The organism is Phnomibacter ginsenosidimutans (assembly GCF_009740285.1).
Lineage (GTDB): Bacteria > Bacteroidota > Bacteroidia > Chitinophagales > Chitinophagaceae > Phnomibacter > Phnomibacter ginsenosidimutans.
In genome coordinates this window covers 216,514-238,651 of sequence record NZ_CP046566.1, presented here as the reverse complement: position 1 = coordinate 238,651, position 22,138 = coordinate 216,514, and the positions used below count along the sequence as shown (strand labels likewise).

Sequence of the window (22,138 nt, the reverse complement as noted above, 5' to 3'; positions counted from 1 at the left end):
TCAGTAATCGATGCTGGTCTGATGAATTTTTATGCAAGAAGCTACACAAAAAAAACCGTGGAGTGCATGGCTGATGGCGGCTGCTTATTTTCTGGCAGGCATCAATCATTTTCGGGTTCCTGAGTTTTATTTACCGTTGATACCTGACTATCTCGGCCATAAAATTCTGCTCAACAACCTGAGCGGTGTAGCTGAAGTAGTGTTGGCCCTTTGTTTGATAAATGCCCGCAGCAGAAAATGGGCGGCATGGGGCATCATAGCGATGTTGTTGGCCTTTGTACCTGCACATATCTGGATGATACAAAAGGATGGTTGCCTCGATCCCAACGGTTTGTGTGTACCCGTTTGGGTTGCATGGGTACGCTTGTTGATAGTACATCCGTTACTCTTGTGGTGGGCTTATCGTTGTTGCAAAACAACCACAGCCACATCATAGTTTTTCCACGCCCGACAGCAACTCAATAATGCGGTCTTTTTTGGTACGGCTGATGGCCAGTTCGGAGCCATCTGTCATAACGATACTGCCACCATCGTTGCGCAGTAACTTACGCATGTATTGTGGGTTAATGAGGTGGCTTTGGTGTATGCGGATGAAGCCATTTTCCGACAACACTTTTTCTACATCTTTCAAAGTTCTGCAAATGAGGTGTTGCGTTTTATCGTTGCAAAAAATACGGGTGTAGTTGTTGTCGCTTTCGCAGCGGATGATACTCGCAATTTCTAAAAACTCCAGGCCTTCACCTGTTGGCAACGCTACTTTGGTTTTGGGTTTGTGCTGCGCCTGCATTACTTCCTGCATCAGGGCTATTTGCGAAGCAGTAATGAGCTTGTGTTTTTTCTCCCACCATTTTTCCAGCATGGTTTTCAAATCATCATCATCAATGGGCTTCAGTAAGTAGCTGATGGCGCTGTAGCTAAACGCCTTTATGGCATACCTGATCGTATGCTGTTACAAATACCACATCTGCTTCGTAAGGCATCAGTTTGTTCAGCAATTCAAAGCCGTTCATTTCCGGCATTTCTATGTCCAGAAAAATGAGGTCAACTTTATGTGCCAGCAAGTAGCGCAATGCTTCGGCAGGTTTATTAAACGTTCCGCTGACGCTGATGCGATCGGCAAAGTGCTCGGTCAGCAACAATCGCAGCGATTCCGTGCAATGCAGTTCATCATCAATAAGAATAGCTTTAAACATGTGTGGGTTGTTTACAAGTGATTACAACACGGGTTCCATCTATGTGTTCATCTACAAAAATATCTTCTACCTGAACCGATAGCGACACGTTTTCATGCAAACCAAAAAGGCGCATTCGTTCCATAGTGATGTTCATACCAAGGCTTTGGTGCTCCAGTCCGCCTTCTTGTTTTCGCTGCTGGCTGGCCTGCCTGCCTACGCCGTTGTCTTCTATGCATATACAGCAGCCACCGGGCACTTCATTTACACTAATGCGTACCATTTTTTCAGGCTTGTTGCTGTTCATCAATCCATGCTTGATGGCATTTTCTGCAAAAGGCTGCAGCAACAATGGTGGTAGTAATATTTCATCTGTATCAATACTCGCTGCCACTTCTATGTGATAGCGATACGTATCGCCAAAGCGTTGCCCTTCAATATCAAGATACAATTGTGTAAGGGCCAGTTCTTCGGCCAGTGTCACGGTTTCGCGTCTTGAGTTTTCCAACGTGAGCCGAAGCAGTTTACTAAATCGCATCAGGTAGTCGCTGGCATTTTTGTACTGCGCTGTTTGTATTTGATAGCGAATACTGTTGAGACTGTTGAAAATAAAATGCGGATTCATTTGGCTGCGCAGCGATTGCATTTCGAGTTGTGCCAGCTGCCGTTCATATTCCAATCGCAATTGCTTTTCTTTTTGCGCTTCCAGTTCTGCTGTACGTTCTGCCACTGTTTGCTCCAACTGTACATTCATGTTGCGCACCAGTTGTTCATTTACTTCCAGCTGTTGTATGTACGATTGAAAATGCCGGCGCTTTTCTTTTTCCGTTAAATACATTTTGTAACCGAGGGCTGCGGCAAACACAATGCTATCCAACAGTACCGCCGTTTTTAATGCCACCATAGGTGTGATGTAAAAAAATGGTTTTGTATCGGCAGAACGATACACATTACTCACAGCAGCCCATGCAGAAAAACCGATAAAAATAACACTCGCCAACACAAAGAATTGTTTCAACGGACTCTTAACCTGCACTACAGTCCATACTACAGCCACGATACAAAACACGTAGGTCAACAACCTGATAAAAACAAAGCCCGCACTGGGCAGCACGTAAGTATGTGTAGCAAATTGGTATGCAGTAATGCTTATAGCATAGAGCAAAAACAAAGCAATGACTGCTTTGATGTATATACTCAATTTGCGATAGGCAAATGCATTGACGAGGCTGGCACCAAACGCTACATAAGCTGCATAAAACACATACTGTAGTCCCTCACTTACCTGCAGGTAATAGGGCATTACATAAAAAACCAGCTTTCCTGCATAGCTGTATGTACTATTAGTTTTGGGCAATAAATACAGCAGTGCACCAGCTATGTACATTACGTAGTATAGAAAGTTTTTCTCTTTAAACCACCATCCCAAAAAACTCATGAACAACAAACTAAACAACAGACAGCCCATCACTATAGCATGGTACAAAGCAGGCGGGCTGCCTTCTACATAAGCCGAAGCAAGACTTGCTTCATAATAAGCGGGAGTTTCTAAATAAAAACTGTGGAAGTACAAATGAGAGTGCTCGTTGTACACTTTGGCAAATACCGTAAGCGTTTCTCCTGCTGCTACTGAAAAGCCATTCGAATTATTATCATCGTCAAACTGTAACCGGCTGCTGTTTACATAATCGCCGGAGTATAATTGCAGCAAGCTATCGGGATATTGAACGATGAGTGTAAAACTATCGCTACTGCCATGTGTGATGTATAAATATTGTGACTTGTGGCTGTTGTTGTGCAGCACAAATTTCAGCCAGATATCTTTTTGATTGTGGCTTAGCCATTGCGAATCAACAGGCAGCCATGCTTTACTCAGCGCCGCTTCCTGCCAATCAGCAGCAGCACTGGCTGGCATCACCTGCACCGCTGGCTGTTTTTCCAAAGCAATGTAGCCATCTATTGTAGCCACAGCAATGGTATCTGCCGCAGTTACACGGCCTACACAACAGCACCACAATGCAATAAGAAAACAAACGGCTTTCATAGGGTAGTAAGCAATGTACAAGAATATGCCACAGGCAACAAATATGCATTGAGCAGTTGGCCATACTCACTGAGAAAACAACAGCATACAGCAAATTCTCAGGCAAGCCTGCACTATGCTATGCAGCATGTTGCACAATACTCAACGCTCATTGCCCGGTGCGCATGGCCAGCATAGTTTCACCCTTGCATCATTTTGCTCACCCCTCTCAGAAAGAAACCTATGAAACAATTGTTGTTTAGTTTGCTTGCACTTTGCAGTTGCCAGCTGCTACTAGCTCAAAACAGTGGTCAGCGCATTAAGGAAAATGCCAAATGGAAAACTGAAAACAAGGTGAATGAAAAAAGTAGACAAAGCCATAGATGATGTGCTCGATGGCAAACTATTTAAAAAGAAAAACAAAACAGCTGATTCTGCCAAAACAAAGCCAACCACACCCAACGGCAACGAAGAAAAAGCAGAACCTGCTGCTCAGGAAAAACAACCTTTAAAAGCGTACAGCAAATTTGATTTTGTACCCGGCGAAAAAGTGTTGTACTACGATGATTTTGAAAGAGTAGCCGTAGGCGATTTTCCGGCGGAATATAATACCGATGCCAGCGGCGAAGTAATGACCGTAGATGGTAAAAACGGCAAGTGGTTGGGCCTTTCCAAAAACGGCAGTTTCATACCGGAAAAAATAACCAGCCTGCCAGACAATTTTACCTTAGAAATGAACGTGGGCATTATTGAAGATCCGAGCAACAATATGAGTGGTTTTGGATTGCATTTCAATACCGATAAAACCCAGCTATTCGATTACCATTTTGCCAGAGGCAGCTTTGTTACCCTGCACCCTTCCGGCGGTACCGCTGCATTCAGCGTGTATCAGGCAGCCACCGACAACAGCCTGAGCAATGAGTTTAAAATGCCACAATGGAACATCACAACCGACCAATCTTTTGCACGGCTGAGCATCTGGCGCCAAGGCAGCAGGTTACGGGTATATGTAAATGAAAACAAGCTCATGGATATCCCTCGTTTCTTCAACCTGCAACAACCGTATCACTTAGCTTTCTTCCGCGACTTTTTTGGCGATTGCAACCTGTTGTTGACAGATATAAGGTTAGCCGCTGGCGCCCCCGACAACCGCAGCAAACTCATTACTGAAGGTCGTTTTAGCACTACAGGCATTTTATTCGACTTTCAGCAAAGCAGCATCCGCCCCGAAAGCTATCAGGTAGTAAAAAACATTGCGGCTACCCTTGCAGAAAACCCAACTGTTCGTGTAAAAATTATGGGTCATACCAGCAACGATGGCGATGCCAATGCCAACCTGCTGCTGAGTAAGCAACGGGCAGCAGCCGTAAAAAATACACTTGTAAAAGATTTTGGCATTGATGCCAACCGCCTGGAAACCGACGGCAAAGGCGGCAGTGAGCCAGCCGACAAAGGCAGCACACCCGAAGCAAAAGCCAACAACAGAAGGGTTGAATTCATCAAACTGTAAGTCGTTATCACTCTTATGAAAAATACACTCACTCTTGCTCTTTGCTGCATGAGCATGTTTGCTGCTGCACAACATGTGGGCATTGGCATTGCCAACCCAACAGACAACCTGCAAGTACATGGCAACAATGCTACCAGTTCGGGCATTAGTTTTACCAACAACGCTACGGGTAATACTGCAGCCAATGGCATGCGTATCGGTTTGTTTTATGATGCTGCAAATGCCATCAACCGATACGGCTTTATTAGCGTACCTGCTAATCTGCCTTTCAACATTTGGCAGGGAACGCAACGCAGATTGGTGATGAATAACACCGGTGAAATTGGCATTGGCATGAATCCATATCCGGGAGCAACATTGTCTGTCAATGGTTCAGCATATATAATTGCCAAACCTGCAACCGGTGCGCTGGTATTTGTGGCAGATACCATTGCCAGCAATACCAATCTGGGCACAGGTGTTGTGCTCACCAAACATTTAAGTACGGGCAGAAACTTTTTCAATTTCTTGCTCAGGGGTGATCGTTCACAAGCAATACTGGAAGTTGATTTTAAAAACGGCACTGCCAATGCAAAGCAAACTGAAATTTTGTTCGACTCAACCGGCCGAATTGGTATTGGTAATTATCTGAGCTACTACAACAACCCCATTCAATCGGACCTGCACTTGTTTGGCTCACAAACCATTGAAGGCAAAACCGGCGGCACTCAATTGTCCATCAATGGCCCTGCCAGCAACTATTCATCCGGCTCCTACTTTAAGCTGGCATACAATGCATCGGGCAACGAATCGGCGCCAGTTCCATTAGGACAACGTTTTCATTATTTCATGAAGCTCAATGACAGTAGTGTTTTCAATTCACCTGATGCAGGTGGATCGCTGGCTATTGGGCGATACAGAACCACACCCCTGGGTGCTATTTTCTACAAGAATGATTTGATTGCGTTGTCTCAAAATAAAACCGGGCAGGTGGGCATTGGTGGGTACCCATTGTCGACAGACAATGTGCATGAAGTGTTTATGTGGGGCAATACCCGTTTTAGTGCGGATAAAATTACCCTCGACCGTCCCGCTGCAGCAAGTGCCAGTAGTGCCAGCATAGAGCTTCGCAATGAAGGTGCTTACCGCTATGGCTTTGGCTACGATGCCAGCAACGATCGTTTCTTTTTGTACGAAGGCAAAAGCAACAGCAATGCATTGTTCGTGAACAACGGCCGCCTTGGTGTTGGTAACCGCAACCCAACCACCAACACCCTCGAAGTAAACGGCAATGCCAGCAAAGCCACAGCCGGCGATTGGTTGGCCAACAGCGATGCCCGGCTGAAAAAAGAAATTACACCACTCAACAATGCCTTAGAAAAACTGCTGCAATTGAAGGGCGTTACTTACGAATGGAATGATGATAAAACCGGTACCCAAAGACCTGCTGGAAAACAAATGGGTTTTACAGCACAAAATATTCAGCAGGTATTTCCGCAGCTGGTAAGCACCGATGCGCAAGGTTATTTACAAACGAGCTATGGCACTTACGATGCTTTGTATGTAGAAGCCATTAAAACTTTGTTGCAACGCATTGAAACATTGGAACAACAAGTAAAAGCACTACAGCAGCGGTAATACTTACCCTTCGATATCTCAACCGGCCATAATCCTATCGAAATGGTCGGTTTGCCTTTTATCAAAAAGCAAAAGCACATACACAAGTGGCATAGCAATTGCAGCAATCAGCTGTACCTTGTAGCTGCTTATGCCTTATCTCGATACTTATACTACGCCACTCACGGCAGCTACTGCTGCACATTTGTTGCGCAGGGCCACGGCGGGTCCACGCAAGCCAGAAATTTCGGCTTTTACAGGCCTCACCGCTACCGAAGCATACGACAGCTTGCTGGCCAATGTGCAGTACTACCCCGAACCGGTCATTCACCTCGATACCGGCAATGCCGGCTTTGGCACTGCCCTCAACAGCGGCGCCCCGTTTGATACTGATTCTAATTTTGGTAAAGTGCAATCGGTACGGTTTTGGTGGCTTGGTTTAATGGCCAATCAAAGCCGGCCGCCCAGCCTGTTGGAGAAGCTGGCCCTGTTTTGGCAAAACCATTTTGTAGTGAGTTCAGAGGTTGTAACGGAGTACCGGTTTGTGTGGCGTTATCTCAATTTAATTCGGGACAATGCGCTGGGTAACTTCCGCAGCTTTGTGAAGCAAGTGACCATCGACCCTGCCATGCTCGAATACCTCAATGGCAATCAGAATGTAAACGGCGCCCCCAACGAAAACTATGCCCGTGAGCTGCAAGAATTATTTACCGTAGGTGAAAAAGATTTTTATGGCAATGCCAACTACACAGAGCAAGATGTAAAAGAAGCAGCCCGTGTGCTTACCGGTTGGCGGCATTACAATTACTGGTGGAATGGCACCACTTCTATCTACAGTGCCTTTCAGCTCAACCGCCACGATACAGGCAATAAAACTTTCTCTGCCAAATACAACAATGCAGTTATTACCGGCAACAATACCACCAATGCTGGCAATGTAGAAGTAGATGCACTCGTCAGCATGTTGCTCAATCATCCGGAAACACCCAAGTTTATTTGCCGCAAATTGTACCGCTGGTATGTAAACCCCAACGTGACGGAAGAAATTGAAAACAATGTGATTATTCCATTGGCAAATTTTTTCAAAAGCCCGGGCAACAATTTCCAGATAGAACCGGTGCTGCGCAAGTTGCTCACCAGCGATATTTTTTTCGACATCAGCAATCGCGGTGCGATATTAAAATCGCCCATTGAGTTGATTATTGGTGCGTATCGATTGTTCAACCTGCCGCCGCCCAATGCGGCCACCGAGCCCGGTCCGGCAGAAAAGTACCTCGGCAATGTGTGGTGGAATACGCTCAGCATGCAAATGCCCATTACCGCTCAGTCATCTGTATTTGGCTATGAACCATATTATCTCGCTTCAAGGTCGAAAGGTTGGTTAAGTTCGGCTACGTTGGCTCTTCGCTATCAGTTTGCCGACACCTTGATTTGGCCATGGCTGCAGGTGACGCCATCATACAAATTGGGTTTGGATTTAGTAGGATGGGCTACTTCGTTGCAGCCCAACTTTGGTAATGTAGCCGCATCGGCTGCCATTACCACCGAGCAAATACTGGCCAGTTTTTCTGAGCACATGTTTGTGTTTCCGTTGAGTACGGCGCAGCAAAACTTTCTCATCGATACCATCATGATGCAGGGCATTCCGCGTAGCTCCTGGATATTTGAATGGAACCGCTACCGGCAAACACCTGCCAACCTCGACAATTACAATTCCGTACGCTGGCGCCTATCGCTACTGATGCGCTACATGCTCCGCATGGCCGAATTTCAAATTAGCTAACCCGCACCACGCATTTGCATTTATGAAAAGAAGAATCTTTGTTCGCAATACGGCTTTGGCTTCTGTGGCACTTCCGCTTCAGCTCAATGGTTTTGGCATGACGGCCCACAGCGAAGCCAGCCATTTGGTGCAGGCGTTGGGCAATGTACCGGCTGCTCATGAAGACCATGTGCTGGTCATCATCAACATGGTAGGTGGCAATGATGGATTGAACACCGTAATACCTGTAGCACAATATTCACAGTACTACAATTTGCGCAGCAATATTGCTATTCCTACCAATAAACTGCTGGTGCTGGAAGGCGAAACAGACATTGCCCTGCACCCGGCACTATCAGGCATGCGGGATTTGTACAATGATGGATTGGTAAGTATTGTGCATGCCGCTGGCTATCCCGATTCGAACCAAAGCCATGCCCGTAGCAGCGATATTTGGATGACAGGCGTAAGTGCCAATCAATACGCCAGTACGGGTTGGGCGGGCCGCTACCTGGAGCAGCGTTTTACAGGTTATCCAGCAGGATACCCCAGCGCCAGCATGGAAGATCCGTTGGCTTTGCAAATTGGATACACCGCTACACCTACGTTGCAGGGTACAACCCAATCAACAGGTGTTACCATCAATGATGCCAATGCTTTTTACCAACTGATTGGCGAAAGCTGCAATGTAGCCGGCGAAGATTTGCCCTGCTGCGATGCTGGCGATTTGGTGGCCTTTGTACGGCGGCAGCAGGTGCTGGCAGTGGGCTATTCAGCCGAAATAAAACAAGCGGCAGATGCCGGTGCAAATCTGGCCACTTACCCCACACAAAACCGGCTGGCCGATCAATTGAAAATTGTATCCCGATTGATACACGGCGGTTTAAAAAGCAAAATTTATTTCGTGTCGATGGATGGTTTTGATACGCATTCGGGCCAGGCCGAAAGCAGCGATGTAACCACCGGCACCCATGCCAATCTGCTCAAGCAATTGGGCGATGCTGTAAAAGCTTTTTACACCGATTTGCAACTGCAGGGCACCCAACAAAGAGTACTGAGCATGACCTTTTCTGAGTTTGGCCGCAGGGCCAATTCCAACAGTTCACTCGGCACCGATCATGGGCAGGCAGCACCCATGTTTCTCATAGGCCAAGGCTTGCAGAAAAAACAAATCGGCACACCGTCTAACCTTGTCAGCGATTTGCTACCGGTAAACCCGCAACCGTGGGAAACACAACGTGATTTGGCCATGCAAATTGATTTCAGAAGAGTGTACGCCGACGTGCTGAATGACTGGCTGGGCAACGACCCCGGCGATACAGCGCAAATTTTGTATCAGCCTTTTGCCACCACCAGCATACTCAAACCGACCATTGAAACAATAACCAATGGCAACTGGGCCGACCGCAGTACCTGGAGTGCCGGCCGCATGCCACTGGCCGGCGAAACTGTGATTGTAAATGCCGGACATACGCTGCACATTCCGCAATCGGTAAGCGTTCACAAAATGGAAGTACATGGCACACTCGATGTAAAACCCGGTGTGCAACTCAACATTACCGGGCAATAAAAAACCATTCCGTGTGGAATGGTTTTTTGAAAAATGATAGCAGCAACGCTTTACAAATACTTATCGCCTTTGTTGCGCTTTACTTCTGCCATGTAATCTTTTATTTCCTGCTCCCGGTCTTTTTGCAAATGAGCAGTACATCGTTGGTGTCTACAATAACAAAATCATCGAGGCCCTGCAGCACTACCATTTTGCTATCGGGTACATGCACCATGTTGCGGGTCGCATCTATCACCATTACGTTTTTACCCGTTACGGCATTGCCCAAATAATCTTTGTCCATGTTTTCGTAGGCGCTGTTCCAGGTACCCAAATCGCTCCAGCCAATGCTGGCCGGTATGATGTGCACGTTTTGCGCCTTTTCCATAATACCGTAGTCGATAGAAATATTGGTACACTGCGGATAGATGCGTACCAGTGCTTCGTGTTCTTGTTCGGTATCAAACAAATTGGCCTCCGCAGCAAACACTTCGTACATCTCTGGCAGGTGTTGTTCAAATGCATGCAACACATCGGCAGCCTTCCACACAAATATGCCTGCGTTCCATAAAAAGTCGCCGCTGGCCAAAAAGGTTTTTGCCAACTCCAGGTTGGGTTTTTCGGTAAAGGTTTTCACCTTAAACACGTTGTTCTCCACCGGCTCCTGATCGTATTGAATGTAGCCGTAACCTGTGTTGGGATAGGTAGGATTAATGCCCAAAGTCACCAGTGCATTTCTTTCTTCAGCAAACTGCAAAGCCTGCTTTGCCAGGTCGGCAAAGCCCGTCTCGATCCATCACCAAATGATCGCTGGGCGATACAATGAAAGATGCTTCGGGATTGCGCTGCATGAGTTTGAAAGCCATGTAGGCTACACAGGGCGCTGTGCTTTTGCGGCTGGGTTCTTTCAAAATATTGGCAGCCGGCAGGTGGGGCAATTGCTGTGCCACCAGTGGCGCATATTCTTCAAACGTGATGATGAAAATATTTTCTGCAGGTACAAACGCTGCAAAGCGGTTGTAGGTAGATTGCAGCAGCGTTTGACCGGTACCGAGCACGTCGAGAAACTGCTTGGGCAACCGGTTGCGGCTCATGGGCCAAAAGCGACTTCCAATGCCGCCCGCCATGATGGCCACATATTGATGATTATTCATGTGTATGGGTTGGTTTGTTGCGTGTATTTTTTTATAGCAAGCCTTCTTTTACGAGGTCGTGCAAATGTAGGATTCCCACATATTGGTTGTTGGCAAGTACCACCAGGTGTGTAATGTCGTATTGACGCAGCACATCAAGGGCATGCATGGCCATGGCATCGGGGTCGATGGTTTTGGGATGACGGGTGCAAATGTCAGCAGCTGTAACACCGGCAATGGGCTGTCGGCGTTCGAGCATGCGGCGCAAATCGCCATCGGTTATCACTCCGAACAAACTGCCGTCTTCGTTTATCACAGCTGTTGCCCCCAATCGTTTGGCCGTCATTTCTATCACCGTTTCGGGGAGCGGTGTTTCGGGCCGTACCATGGGCACGGGGTTGTTGGCAATGAGGTCAGACACCCGCAGAAACAACTTTTTACCCAAAGCACCACCGGGGTGGAAACGGGCAAAATCGTCGCCGGTAAAATGATTGAGGTGCATGAGGCAAACCGCCAGTGCATCGCCCATTACCATTTGAGCGGTAGTACTGCTGGTGGGTGCCAGATTGTTAGGGCAGGCTTCTTTTTCTACTGTCGTATTGAGCACCAAATCAGATTGGGTGGCCAAAAAACTACCGGTATTGCCCACCATGCCGATGAGGGTATTGCCAAAGTTTTTGATGAGGGGTACCAGCACTTTAATCTCGGGGCTGTTGCCGCTTTTGCTGATGAGCATCACCACATCGTGTTGCGTAATCATGCCCAAATCGCCATGGATGGCATCGGCAGCATGCATGTACAAGCTGGGTGTACCCGTGCTGTTGAGGGTGGCTACAATTTTTTGGGCAATGATGGCGCTTTTGCCAATGCCGCTTACCACCAAGCGGCCGCTGCATTGGTGTATGGTTTGCACCACTTGTTCAAACTGCTGATCGATAAAACCCTGTAGGGCAGCCACGCTATCTGCTTCTATCTGAATGCTTTGCTGCGCAAGGGTAAGAATATTGGGTTGTGCCATGCGGCGCAAAGGTAGCCTTTTGCCCGTAGCAGCCTGCACTCCGGCAGGCATTTTTAGGCTGCTGGCAGCTCTGTAAAATTTGTGTCACAGCTGGGTTTCTTTAACATTTTCTGGGGGAAATGGCCCCCCGGTGCGTTGCATTAAAAACTAACTTCGCCATCCTTTTTTCAGTACAGGCGTGTCATGCCAATCGGCACCAGTTTTCATTTCTGCACACTCTCAGATTTTTTCAGACGAAAAACACGTCCCACTGGCTGAATTGAAGTATCTTAAAGAAGTTCCGGGCAATTGTGCCAGGAAGCAAAATGGCATATCATGGCAAAAACTGTGGCGAAAAAATCAGCAGCAACCCCTAAAAAAACAACGGGCACTGCTGTTACCAAAAAAGCATCGGCCAAAAAAACGGCTACCCAACATACCACTGCTCCAATTTCTACTTTTAGCGAAGCTGAACTGCTGGAAAAACTCAACTTCCATTTTGGTTTCGATGCCTTTAAAGGCAAGCAACTCGAAGCCATCAACAGCCTGCTCAGCGGCAAAGACACCTTCATCATTATGCCCACCGGCGGTGGCAAAAGCCTTTGCTACCAACTGCCCGCTATGATTTGTGATGGCGTGGCCATTGTGGTGAGTCCGCTCATTGCCCTCATGAAAAACCAGGTAGACCTGGTGCGTGGCTACAGCGACAACGACAATATTGCCCACTTCCTCAATAGTACGCTGAACAAAACCCAGCAGCGGGAAGTGAAAGACGACCTCACCAGCGGCCGCACCAAAATTTTGTACGTAGCGCCAGAAACGCTGACCAAGCAAGACAACCTCGATTTTTTCCGTGACCTTAATATTTCCTTTTTTGCGGTAGACGAAGCCCACTGTATTTCTGAATGGGGCCACGACTTCCGACCTGAGTATCGCCGCCTGCGGGATATGATGGACGAGATTAACGAACAAATTCCGGTGATTGCACTTACGGCCACGGCTACGCCAAAAGTGCAAAGCGATATTGTCAAAAATCTGGGCCTGCGCAATCCGAACATTTACATTTCTTCTTTCAACCGCACCAACCTGTACTACGAAGTACAACCCAAAGTGAAGAAGGAACAAACGGTGCGGAACATTGTCAAGTTCATTTCGCAGAACAAAGGCAAGAGTGGCATTATCTACACCCTCAACCGCAAAACCACTGAAGAGCTGGCTGAAGTATTGCAGGCCAACAACATCAAAGCAGTAGCCTACCACGCTGGCCTCGATGCCAAAATACGAGCCGAGCGTCAGGATAAATTTTTGAATGAAGATGTGCAGGTGATTGTGGCTACCATTGCTTTTGGCATGGGCATCGACAAACCGGATATCCGTTTTGTGATTCACTTCAACATTCCCAAATCCATCGAAAACTATTATCAGGAAACGGGCCGTGCCGGTAGGGATGGCATGGAAGGCAAGTGTATTCTATACTACTCTCACAGCGATGTGGCCAAGCTGGAACACCTGATGCGGGACAAGCCGCTGAGTGAGCGGGAAGTGGGTGCTCAACTCATCAACGAAACCGTAGCATTTGCGGAGAGCAACGTGTGCCGCCGCAAAATTTTGCTGCACTATTTTGGCGAAGAAGCTAAGCAGGAAAACTGCGGCCTTTGCGACAACTGCCTGCATCCGAAAGAATCCATCGACACCAAAGACGAAGTGATTAAAGTGATGAAAGTGGTGAAAGCGTTGGATGAACATTTCAATATTGATTACGTCATCAACATATTGCTGGGCAACCCCATACCGCAGGTGACCATGTTCCGCCACAACAACATTCCGGAGTTTGGCATTGGCAAAGACAAAGACGCTCATTTCTGGAACAGTCTCATTCGCCAAATGTTGCTGAGCACTTTGCTCCGCAAAGACATTGAAGAATATGGCCTGCTGAAGTTTACGGATAAAGGAAAGGCATTTATGAAGAAGCCAACCGAATTCCGCATTGTGCTCAACAACCAGTTTGAAGATGCCAACGAAGATGATGGCGACTACGATGGTGGCGATGGTGCTGGCACCGGTGCTGCCGCCGACGACAAGCTGTTTGAAATGCTGAAAGAACTGCGTCAGCGGGAAGCGAAAAAACGTAGCCTGCCACCGTTTGTCATCTTCCTCGAAAACAGCCTGCAAGACATGGCCACCATGTACCCCACAACGCTGGAAGAGCTGGAAAAAATGCAGGGTGTAAGCAAGGGTAAAGCCATCAAGTTTGGTAAGCCGTTTATTGAACTCATTGCCAACTACGTAGAAGAAAACGACATTACCAAGCCGGAAGACTTTGTGATGAAAAGCGTAGTAAACAAGAGCAGCAATAAGGTGTATATCATTCAAAACATTGATAAGAAAATACCGCTGGAAACCATTGCCAAAAACAAAAGTCTTGGCCTGCACGAACTGCTGGAAGAAATGGAAACCATTGCTGCCAGCGGCACCCGCCTCAACCTCGACTACGCTATAGATGAAATGCTGGACGAATACGAGCAGGAAGAAGTGATTGAATACTTTAAAGGCTGCGAAACATCGTCACTCGATATTGCGCAAAAAGAACTGAGCGACCTGAGCCTCGATTGGGAACAGCTGAAAATTATGCGCATCAAATTTTTGAGTGTGTACGGCAACTAAGCCTGCACCATCAAAGCAACAGCCACGAAGCAAAACCGACAACATCACGCAAGTGTATTGCTGCAGTTTGCTTCGTGGCTTTTTTATGTTTTAAAATAAGTAGCGAACACACTACACATCAAAATCCACTTCTACTTCGGCACTGCGTGGATGGCTTTGGCAGGTAAGAATATAGCCTGCCGCAATTTCATCGGGCTCCAGGCCATACACCACATCCATGTCTACTTCACCTTTCACCAACTTGGCTTTACAAGTGCAGCATACACCGCCTTTGCAGGCATAGGGCGATCGGCGCCTTGCAGCAGGGCCGCATCCAGTATGCTGTTGCCCATGTATTCCAAATCGAAAGATGAGTGAACGCCGTCAATACGCAGCTGCACTTTGCTCATAGGTTGTTTGTGCTGCGCCGCCGCATCATTTCTATGAATAGGCTTGTGCGATGCTGCAGAACTAAATAACTCTACATGTATTTTTTCAGTTGCCAAGCCGGCACGTATCAATGTGTCTTTGGCATCGAGTGTCATTTGCTGAGGGCCGCACAAAAAGCAGGCATCTACTTTCGTTACATCAATCAATTGCGTGGCCAGCGTTTCACATTTGGCTGCATCAATACGACCATGATGTATATCGGCATCGGTTCTTTCGCGGCTCAGCACATGTATCAACCGGAAGCGTTCGATGTATTTATCCTTGAGTGCTTCCAGCGCTTCTTTAAACATGATGCTGCTGCGGTTGCGATTGCCATACACCAATGTAAAACGGCTGTTGGGCTCGGTACGCAGTGTAGTGCTGATGATGCTGAGAATGGGCGTGATACCACTACCCGCAGCAATGGCGAGGTAGTGCTTTTGTTGCGCTGGTTGCAATGGCGTAAAAAACTTACCGATGGGTGGCATCACTTCCAACTGCATGCCCGGTTTGAGTTCGGTATTGGCCCAGGTAGAAAACACACCGCCTTCTACTTTTTTGATACCAATTTGCCAGGCATCATCCAGCGGGCTGCTACACAGGCTGTAGTTGCGCCGAACTTCCTGCCCGTTGATGTTGGCTTTTATGGTAAGGTATTGACCCTGCGTAAAGGCAAATACGTTACGCAACGCTTCTGGTACATCAAAACTTACAACAACGGCATTGTTCGTTTCGGGTGATACGCTTTTTACAGTAAGGGTATAAAAATGTTGTGCCATATCGCTACAGTATCTGCTTTGTTATTGTTCTAATCCTTTCAATAGCATCATTACCAAATCGTCGGCTATTTGTTTGCTGCTGATGGCTTTTTTGCTGCGCTGCCAATACTCAATGCTTCGCACAGCTGATAGCATGGTGAGCACCGCCACATGTGGATGCACGGCCTTGAACTTGCCTGTATCAATGCCATGCTGAATGATGGCAGCCAATCGGTTTTCGTATTGCTTGCGTTGGTTGAGAAAATTGGTGAGCCAAGGTTCTTTCAAATGCTTCCAGTCGCGGTTGCTTACATACACATCATTGTAGCGGGTAAGCAACATGTGTATGTGAAACCGGATGATGGCTTCCATTTTGCGGCTGGCGCAACTATCATCGGCTTCGAGTTGCAGCAGGTGCGCATTAAAATCGTTGGCAACGCTAAAGCAAATTTCACGCAGCAATTCTTCTTTACTACTGATGTGGTTGTAGAGGCTGGCAGCTTCCATGCCGGTTTGCTCGGCCAGCTGCCGCATGGTGGTGGCGTTGAAGCCATTGGTTTTAAAAAGGCCCGCAGCCTGTTCCAGTATTTGCTGGCGGCGGTTGGGGCTGGTGGTTTGTTTGGGGCGAGCCATAGCAATCGATTCCTACAAAACTAACGGTTGTTAGTCAATGAATTGGCGGTGAATAAGACAGAACCCGACATTCAATCTGTGCATTTGTGGCGAGACGAATGAAGTAATTTAAGAAGGGGTTAAACCCCCTCCGTTACTCGCCTCTACCTCAATCCACGGGTTGAAACCCTGGCAATGGGAAAAGCATTGACCCGTTTGGTAGCTATACTTGTCTATCACTTTTCATCTATGCATCTGTGGCAAAAGGCTATTTCCACAAATGAAAAGATGAGGCTGAAATCCTTCACTCAGCTTACATCAGCATTCTACAGGTTGAAACCAGTGCCAATGAGGGATAATGTTGTACAAAGGCTAGCTTCTCCCACTTCCTTATTCTCTATTTCTTATTGCTTATTCCTTATTCCAACATCTCTTTACCAAGCTTCTGGAACGGGTGCCGGTTTTACAGGTCCGCCATTCAACCAGCTATTTTGCCATTACTCCAAAAGCGTCATTTTGGCGACATTCCTACCTGCATTACCTAAAACACTGTTTTTCAATGCGTTGAATCATTTCAACAATACCTCAGGCTGCCATGTACTAAAAAAAATATGGTACTATGTGTTGCATGGTACCGATTAGTACCTATATCTTTGTGTTGTCAACACGAGGAAGACGGAAAGGCACGAAAGCCAACCCAAGCACTCACACCCGCACACTTTGATTATTCGGGCCTACCGTCTTCCTGACTTTCGGACTTAATAAAACACAAACACCATGAACATTGAAAACACCGCCAGTCAGATGCGCAAGGGAGTACTGGAGTTTTGTGTGCTATCGGTGATACGCAAGGGTGAGGCCTACCCGAGTGATATCATTGAGCAGATGAAAGCAGCCAACTTCCAACTGCTGGAAGGAACGCTGTATCCGCTGCTCACACGCCTCAAAAATTCAGGAATGGTGAACTACCGCTGGGTAGAAAGCAGCAAGCGGCCCGCCCCGCAAGTACTTCAGCCTCACCGATAAGGGCCTTGCCTTTTATCAGGAGCTGGAAAGTACCTGGAACGAAATGGCCAGTGCTGTAGACAGCGTTATCAACGGCACACCGCTCACCCCTCCGCCAGAACACACCGAACCACCCAATCACACACACACAAACCACGAAGCCTAACCCACACAACACGCCTGCTACGCACACTTGCACACCCCAACACACGCCAGCAAACACACACAACACCCACGCAACTCCTCCAACCTAAAATTCTCTCCAAACACGAATTCACCATGAAAAAGGTCATCAACATCAACTTCCAGGGCAGGGTAATTCCTATTGAAGAAACTGCTTATGAGATGTTGCAAAACTATATCAGCAGCCTGCGCAACTACTTTGCCAACGAAGAAGGCCGCGAAGAAATCATCAACGATATTGAGAACCGCATCGGCGAACTTTTTGGCGAAGCCCTCAAAAAAGGTGCCGCCTGCATCACCGAAGACGAGCTCAATAAAATCATGAGCAGCATTGGCCGGCCCGAAGATTTTGCCGCCAATGATGAAGACGCTGGTACCAGCACCGCCAGCAGCTCAGCTTCTTACAGCCAGAGCCAGCAGCAGCACAGCTACCAGCAGCAATACCAGCAAACCACTGAACCCAAGCGCCTCTACCGCGATGAGCAAGACAAAATTTTGGCCGGTGTAGCCAGTGGCATTGCCCACTACCTCGGCATCGACCCTGCAGTGGTTCGCCTCATCTTTGCTTTCCTGCTGATTGTAGGTGGCACAGGTATTCTGCTGTACATCATCCTCTGGATTGTATTGCCCAGCAAAAGCCTGGTGAACCATGTACGCAAACGCCTTTTTCGTGACCCCGATGATAAAGTCATCAGCGGCGTATGCGGTGGCCTCGGTAAGTATTTTGATATCAACCCTGCCATTCCCCGCGTCATTTTTGCAGCGCCATTCATCTTTGGCCTCATCACTTCTATCGGTCGCAACTTTTTCGATGATGGTCCCATCTTCGTAGGCGGTTTCGGTGGTTCTACATTCATCCTCGTGTACGTAATCCTCTGGATTGTACTGCCCGAAGCACTCACCGCTTCTGAAAAGTTGGAAATGCGGGGCGAAAAAGTGGACCTCAACAGCATCCGCGATACCGTAATGAACGATCCGCAGGGCTTTAAAGGCCGTGCCCAAAAAATGGGCGAAGAGGTAAAAGCCTCTGCTCAAAAAATGGGTAGCGAAATGAAAGAAACCTTTCAGGACCGCGGCCAGGCTTTCAATGCAGAAGTAAAAAAATCGGGTAGCGGTATTGGCAACGCCATTGCTATTCTGGTAAAAGCTTTTGTGTACTTCGTGTTGGGTTGCGTAGCCTTCGGGTTGTTTGTAGCCCTCATAGCCCTCACCGGCGCCGGTGTAGGTGTAATGCCGCTGCACGACTTCTTTTTGCAAGGCACATCCCAAAACCTGTTTGCCCTTGGTACCCTTGTATTGTTCATCGGTGTTCCCATCATCAGCATACTGGTATGGTTTATCCGCCGCCTTATGAAAGTGCGTACCCACAACAAGTTTATCGGATATGCATTTACTGCGCTGTGGTTTGTGGGTTTGTTTTGCCTTATCGCCTTGTTGGGCAGTGTACGCCGCAGCTTTTCTACCCAAATAGGTAAGCGGGAAGAAATCAGCATTCAGCAGCCCAAAAATGGCAAGCTCGAAGTGGCCATTGCCGATGAGCAAATCAGCTACTACGATGGTTGGTTTGAAATGGATGGCCTGGTAAGCATTGATGGCGACAGCATGTATGTAAACACTGCCAAAGTAAATGTGGTGAAGAGCAAAGACAGTTTGTTTCATGTGCACATGATTCGCATGAGCCGTGGCCGCGACCGTGCACAGGCACAGCAGCTGGCCGAAAAAATCAACTTCCCCATTGTACAAAAAGACGATATCCTTTATCTACCCGGTACGTTCACCATTGCCCGCCATGATAAATGGCGCAATCAAAAAGTGATGATTGTAATTGAAGTACCTGTAGGCAAAAACATTCGCCTGAGCAATGAAGTAGATGACTATGATTATTTCAACATCGACTTTGGCCGCAGCCGCCGTGGCTTCCGCATAGATATTGACCGCGAATGGGAAGAAGGCCTGTACTGGGAAGATGAAATAGACATGCAAATGACCGAAGACCGGCTGGAATGGGATGGCCGCAATCCTGACCGTGACGGCAACCGGTACAACAGGATCGATCGCAACACCGATCGTGGCAGAGAAACCATCATCACAGATAGTAACAACGTGAAAGAGCCAACGGCACCGAAATCGCCTGCAGCCCCCAAGCAGCAAGCCACACCAGACAGTGTGTACCGCTACAAGCAGGTAAAAGAAAAGCCTGCAGAAAATAATACTGACGATGCCACTGTTACCGGCAGCAACTTTCGACCCATGTCGCCGCTGGCCAGTGTACTTAAACTCTTTTAGTTCCGTACCACCGATACCTTTTTACACCTTCATTAGTTTTTAGGTTGGCGCCCTGCTGGTTTTTACCGGCGGGGCCTTTTATTTATCCATGGTAGCAAACAAATAGTTGAGCATGAGAAGCAGGGCCGCTTTGTGATTCAGCTAACAAACTCTTGTGTGCAAGCATTGTTATCTTGTGGTATGCACACTATTCGCAAAGTGGTCATTATCGGCGGTGGTTTCGCCGGTTTGCAATTGGCCCGAAAACTCAACAATAAGCCCGCATTTGCGGTCACTCTTATCGACCGGTTTAACTATCATCAGTTTCAACCCCTCTTTTATCAGGTGGCCACGGGCGGGCTTGATGCCAGTAATATTTCTTTTCCGCTGCGTAAAGTTTTTCACAACAGTAAAAATGTACGGATACGACTTGATAAAGTAACGGGCATTGATACCCAAGCGCAGGTTGTACATACCGAGCACGGTAGGCAGCTTTATGACGACTTGGTGATAGCGACCGGTGCAGATACCAACTTCTTTGGCAATGCTGATTTAGAGCAGCACACCTACCCAATGAAAAGCACGGTAGAAGCGTTACAACTCCGGCATAAAATCATAACCAACTTTGAAGCGCTGCTATATACACAGGACCCCATTTTGCAGCAGCGATTACTTACGATTGTAGTAGTGGGAGGCGGGCCAACTGGTGTAGAACTGAGCGGCGCCATTGCCGAAATGAAAAGCTTTGTGCTGCCCAAAGACTATCCTGAAATTGATTTTTCTAAGATGCGCATTTTGCTATTGGAAGGCACAGGTAAAACCCTTGCTGCCATGAGTGAAAGCAGCAGCCGGCAAAGCCAGCAATACTTGCAGCAGTTGGGCGTAGAGGTAATGACCAATACCCTGATGGAAACTTATGATGGGCAAACCATTACACTAAAAGATGGCAACACGATAGAAAGCGGATTGGTAATATGGGCTGCAGGCATTAAAGGCAACGTGCCTGATGGCATCGACCCTTCGCTGATTGTGCGGGGCAACCGCATCAAGGTCAATCGCTTTAATCAGGTAGAAGGTTTTAGCAATGTGTATGCCTTGGGTGATGTTGCATGGATGCAAACGCCCAGCTATCCAAACGGACATCCGCAGGTAGCCAATGTGGCCATCAATCAGGCGGTGAACCTTGCCAACAACTGGCGTAAATACCCGGCCGATATTGCTGAATGGAAGCCGTACGAATACAAAGATCTCGGCAGCATGGCAACCGTTGGCCGCAACAAAGCCGTGGTTGATTTACCGTTTCCAAAATCATCGGGAAAGAGATGGCACTTCGGCGGCTTGTTCGCCTGGCTTGTATGGATGTTTTTACACCTGATGCTGATACTTGGCGTTAAAAACAAACTGATGGTATTCATCAACTGGATGTACAACTACCTCACATACGATCAAAGTTTGCGGCTCATTTTTAAAGAATTTGACCGCGACCATCGAACTACCAGTAGTACTTGATGCTATGCCCTTCTACCGAGCAGCAAGCTGCGCCAGGTAACGGTTTCGCCGGCCCGGGCTTTTTTAAAACCTGTGTTTACCAAAAACACACCGGCTACAGTTACCAGTGCACCTACCAGCAAAAACAGACTCCATGCTTCACCCAAAATAAAATGGCCAAGCACTACTGCTACCATGGGGTTGATGTATGCATAAATAGAAGCCAGTGTGGTAGGTAAATGCTGCAGCGAATAAATAAAAGCACCAAACGTAATAATGGACCCAAACGTAACCATGTAGGCCAACGCATACCAGGTTTGTGCAGGTATTTCTTGCAGGGGCATGGCCAAGCCAGAGCCGGCAGAAATACAGGTGAGCATAAATCCGGCTAAAAACATTTGCCAGCCCAAACTATAATAGCGGTTGAGGCCAATGCTGTTGTTCGTAGTCATAACAGTTCCTACAGCCCAGGTAAAAGCAGCTATAAGCGATAGAATAATACCAAAGGAAAAATCGCTGTTGGCGAAGTCGGCAATATGCTCGTAAAAAATGATGGCCACGCCGGCAAAGCCCAGGATCAATCCTGCACTCGCTAATAAATTGGGCTTATCACTGCTTCCTCTTGCCCAATCGATGATGGCAACAAACAAAGGAAAAATGGCCCCGATGATGGCACCCAAACCGCTGTTGATGTACTTGATACCCCAGGTGGTGAGTCCATTACTGCTTACAAAAAGCAGCAACCCCATCAGGATGAGGTAGCCCCACTCTTTGCGGCTTGGCCACACGGCTTTGCCAATGGCTACAAAAAATATGAGATAACACAAGCCACCCAGCAACTGGCGGATGGCTGAAAAAAACAACGGGTGCACACCCTGAATGCCAAACTTGGATGCCACCCAGGTAGTGCCCCACACCACCGATGTCAATACCAAAGCCAAATAAGGAAGAGCACTCTTTTTCATGGAGGCGCAAAGGTAAGCGATGCAACCGCCTTTGCTATCGTGATATGA

The 22,138-nt window shown here is 47.6% G+C and carries 20 protein-coding genes; 10 read left to right on the top strand and 10 right to left on the bottom strand.

Going from position 1 to position 22,138, the window contains the following annotated elements; translation table 11 throughout:
- Nucleotides 1–31: 31 nt before the first annotated feature.
- Entirely contained in the window at nt 32–436 is a 405-nt protein-coding gene (locus GLV81_RS01000; protein ID WP_157476034.1) for a DoxX family protein, read from the top strand.
- Here GLV81_RS01000 and GLV81_RS00995 read toward each other — a convergent pair.
- Genes GLV81_RS00995 through GLV81_RS00985 form a run of 3 tightly spaced genes read right to left on the bottom strand, consistent with a single transcriptional unit; the run spans nt 431 to nt 3,216 of the window.
- Complete coding sequence (locus tag GLV81_RS00995; RefSeq protein ID WP_246186409.1) at nt 431–859, bottom strand: LytR/AlgR family response regulator transcription factor; 429 nt, start codon at nt 857–859, stop codon at nt 431–433. The two genes, GLV81_RS01000 and GLV81_RS00995, sit on opposite strands and share 6 nt — an antisense overlap.
- A 55-nt stretch (nt 860–914) precedes the next feature.
- Nucleotides 915–1,193: a LytR/AlgR family response regulator transcription factor gene (locus GLV81_RS00990; protein WP_157476030.1), complete on the bottom strand. Its 279-nt coding sequence runs from the start codon at nt 1,191–1,193 to the stop codon at nt 915–917.
- On the bottom strand, nt 1,186–3,216 hold the full coding sequence (locus tag GLV81_RS00985; protein ID WP_157476028.1) for a histidine kinase: 2,031 nt from the start codon (nt 3,214–3,216) through the stop codon (nt 1,186–1,188). Before GLV81_RS00985 ends, GLV81_RS00990 begins: the two co-directional genes overlap by 8 nt.
- A 337-nt stretch (nt 3,217–3,553) precedes the next feature.
- Here GLV81_RS00985 and GLV81_RS00980 point away from each other — a divergent pair, with 337 nt between their 5' ends.
- The 4 genes from GLV81_RS00980 to GLV81_RS00965 all read left to right on the top strand — a co-directional run bounded on the left by GLV81_RS00980 (nt 3,554) and on the right by GLV81_RS00965 (nt 9,633).
- Nucleotides 3,554–4,705, top strand: a complete 1,152-nt coding sequence (locus GLV81_RS00980) for an OmpA family protein (RefSeq protein WP_157476026.1) — start codon at nt 3,554–3,556, stop codon at nt 4,703–4,705.
- Nucleotides 4,706–4,720: 15 nt separating this feature from the next.
- Nucleotides 4,721–6,322 carry a tail fiber domain-containing protein gene (locus tag GLV81_RS00975; RefSeq protein WP_157476024.1) on the top strand — a complete coding sequence of 534 codons (1,602 nt, stop codon included), beginning with the start codon at nt 4,721–4,723 and terminating at the stop codon, nt 6,320–6,322.
- A 130-nt stretch (nt 6,323–6,452) separates the two neighbouring features.
- Complete coding sequence (locus tag GLV81_RS00970) at nt 6,453–8,084, top strand: DUF1800 domain-containing protein (RefSeq protein ID WP_157476022.1); 1,632 nt, start codon at nt 6,453–6,455, stop codon at nt 8,082–8,084.
- 22 nt (nt 8,085–8,106) lie between these two features.
- Nucleotides 8,107–9,633 (top strand): DUF1501 domain-containing protein, encoded by a 1,527-nt coding sequence (locus GLV81_RS00965; RefSeq protein ID WP_157476020.1) that lies wholly within the window; start codon nt 8,107–8,109, stop codon nt 9,631–9,633.
- Between the two features lie 100 nt (nt 9,634–9,733).
- Here GLV81_RS00965 and GLV81_RS00960 read toward each other — a convergent pair whose 3' ends face one another.
- Genes GLV81_RS00960 through GLV81_RS00955 form a run of 3 tightly spaced genes read right to left on the bottom strand, consistent with a single transcriptional unit; the run spans nt 9,734 to nt 11,814 of the window.
- Nucleotides 9,734–10,369, bottom strand: coding sequence for a mannose-1-phosphate guanylyltransferase (locus GLV81_RS00960; protein ID WP_281350757.1), 636 nt, complete (start codon nt 10,367–10,369; stop codon nt 9,734–9,736).
- Nucleotides 10,356–10,766 (bottom strand): sugar phosphate nucleotidyltransferase, encoded by a 411-nt coding sequence (locus GLV81_RS20945; protein WP_281350756.1) that lies wholly within the window; start codon nt 10,764–10,766, stop codon nt 10,356–10,358. Before GLV81_RS20945 ends, GLV81_RS00960 begins: the two co-directional genes overlap by 14 nt.
- Before the next feature lie 31 nt (nt 10,767–10,797).
- Entirely contained in the window at nt 10,798–11,814 is a 1,017-nt protein-coding gene (locus tag GLV81_RS00955; protein ID WP_246186159.1) for a KpsF/GutQ family sugar-phosphate isomerase, read from the bottom strand.
- A gap of 264 nt (nt 11,815–12,078) precedes the next feature.
- Here GLV81_RS00955 and recQ point away from each other — a divergent pair, with 264 nt between their 5' ends.
- The gene (gene recQ / locus GLV81_RS00950; RefSeq protein ID WP_157476018.1) at nt 12,079–14,406 is read left to right on the top strand and encodes a DNA helicase RecQ; all 2,328 of its coding nucleotides are present in this window, start codon (nt 12,079–12,081) and stop codon (nt 14,404–14,406) included.
- Between the two features lie 111 nt (nt 14,407–14,517).
- On the opposite strand, the gene GLV81_RS19740 is transcribed toward recQ, so the two are convergent.
- The 3 genes from GLV81_RS19740 to GLV81_RS00940 are packed head-to-tail and all read right to left on the bottom strand — an operon-like array spanning nt 14,518 to nt 16,205.
- Nucleotides 14,518–14,643 (bottom strand): hypothetical protein, encoded by a 126-nt coding sequence (locus tag GLV81_RS19740; RefSeq protein WP_246186158.1) that lies wholly within the window; start codon nt 14,641–14,643, stop codon nt 14,518–14,520.
- Nucleotides 14,640–15,593 carry an FAD-binding oxidoreductase gene (locus GLV81_RS00945; protein WP_246186157.1) on the bottom strand — a complete coding sequence of 318 codons (954 nt, stop codon included), beginning with the start codon at nt 15,591–15,593 and terminating at the stop codon, nt 14,640–14,642. The genes GLV81_RS19740 and GLV81_RS00945 overlap by 4 nt, the downstream gene beginning before the upstream one ends.
- Before the next feature lie 21 nt (nt 15,594–15,614).
- Complete coding sequence (locus GLV81_RS00940; protein ID WP_157476016.1) at nt 15,615–16,205, bottom strand: TetR/AcrR family transcriptional regulator; 591 nt, start codon at nt 16,203–16,205, stop codon at nt 15,615–15,617.
- Between the two features lie 174 nt (nt 16,206–16,379).
- Here GLV81_RS00940 and GLV81_RS00935 point away from each other — a divergent pair, with 174 nt between their 5' ends.
- The 4 genes from GLV81_RS00935 to GLV81_RS00920 all read left to right on the top strand — a co-directional run bounded on the left by GLV81_RS00935 (nt 16,380) and on the right by GLV81_RS00920 (nt 21,146).
- Nucleotides 16,380–16,826 (top strand): hypothetical protein, encoded by a 447-nt coding sequence (locus GLV81_RS00935; RefSeq protein WP_157476014.1) that lies wholly within the window; start codon nt 16,380–16,382, stop codon nt 16,824–16,826.
- 135 nt (nt 16,827–16,961) lie between these two features.
- The gene (locus tag GLV81_RS19735; protein WP_246186156.1) at nt 16,962–17,210 is read left to right on the top strand and encodes a PadR family transcriptional regulator; all 249 of its coding nucleotides are present in this window, start codon (nt 16,962–16,964) and stop codon (nt 17,208–17,210) included.
- Between the two features lie 258 nt (nt 17,211–17,468).
- Nucleotides 17,469–19,658, top strand: a complete 2,190-nt coding sequence (locus GLV81_RS00925; protein ID WP_157476012.1) for a PspC domain-containing protein — start codon at nt 17,469–17,471, stop codon at nt 19,656–19,658.
- Nucleotides 19,659–19,838: 180 nt separating this feature from the next.
- Nucleotides 19,839–21,146 (top strand): NAD(P)/FAD-dependent oxidoreductase, encoded by a 1,308-nt coding sequence (locus GLV81_RS00920; protein WP_157480628.1) that lies wholly within the window; start codon nt 19,839–19,841, stop codon nt 21,144–21,146.
- A gap of 2 nt (nt 21,147–21,148) precedes the next feature.
- Here the strand turns inward: GLV81_RS00920 and GLV81_RS00915 are convergent, their stop codons facing one another.
- Nucleotides 21,149–22,090, bottom strand: a complete 942-nt coding sequence (locus tag GLV81_RS00915; RefSeq protein ID WP_157476010.1) for a DMT family transporter — start codon at nt 22,088–22,090, stop codon at nt 21,149–21,151.
- Between the last annotated feature and the right edge of the window lie 48 nt (nt 22,091–22,138).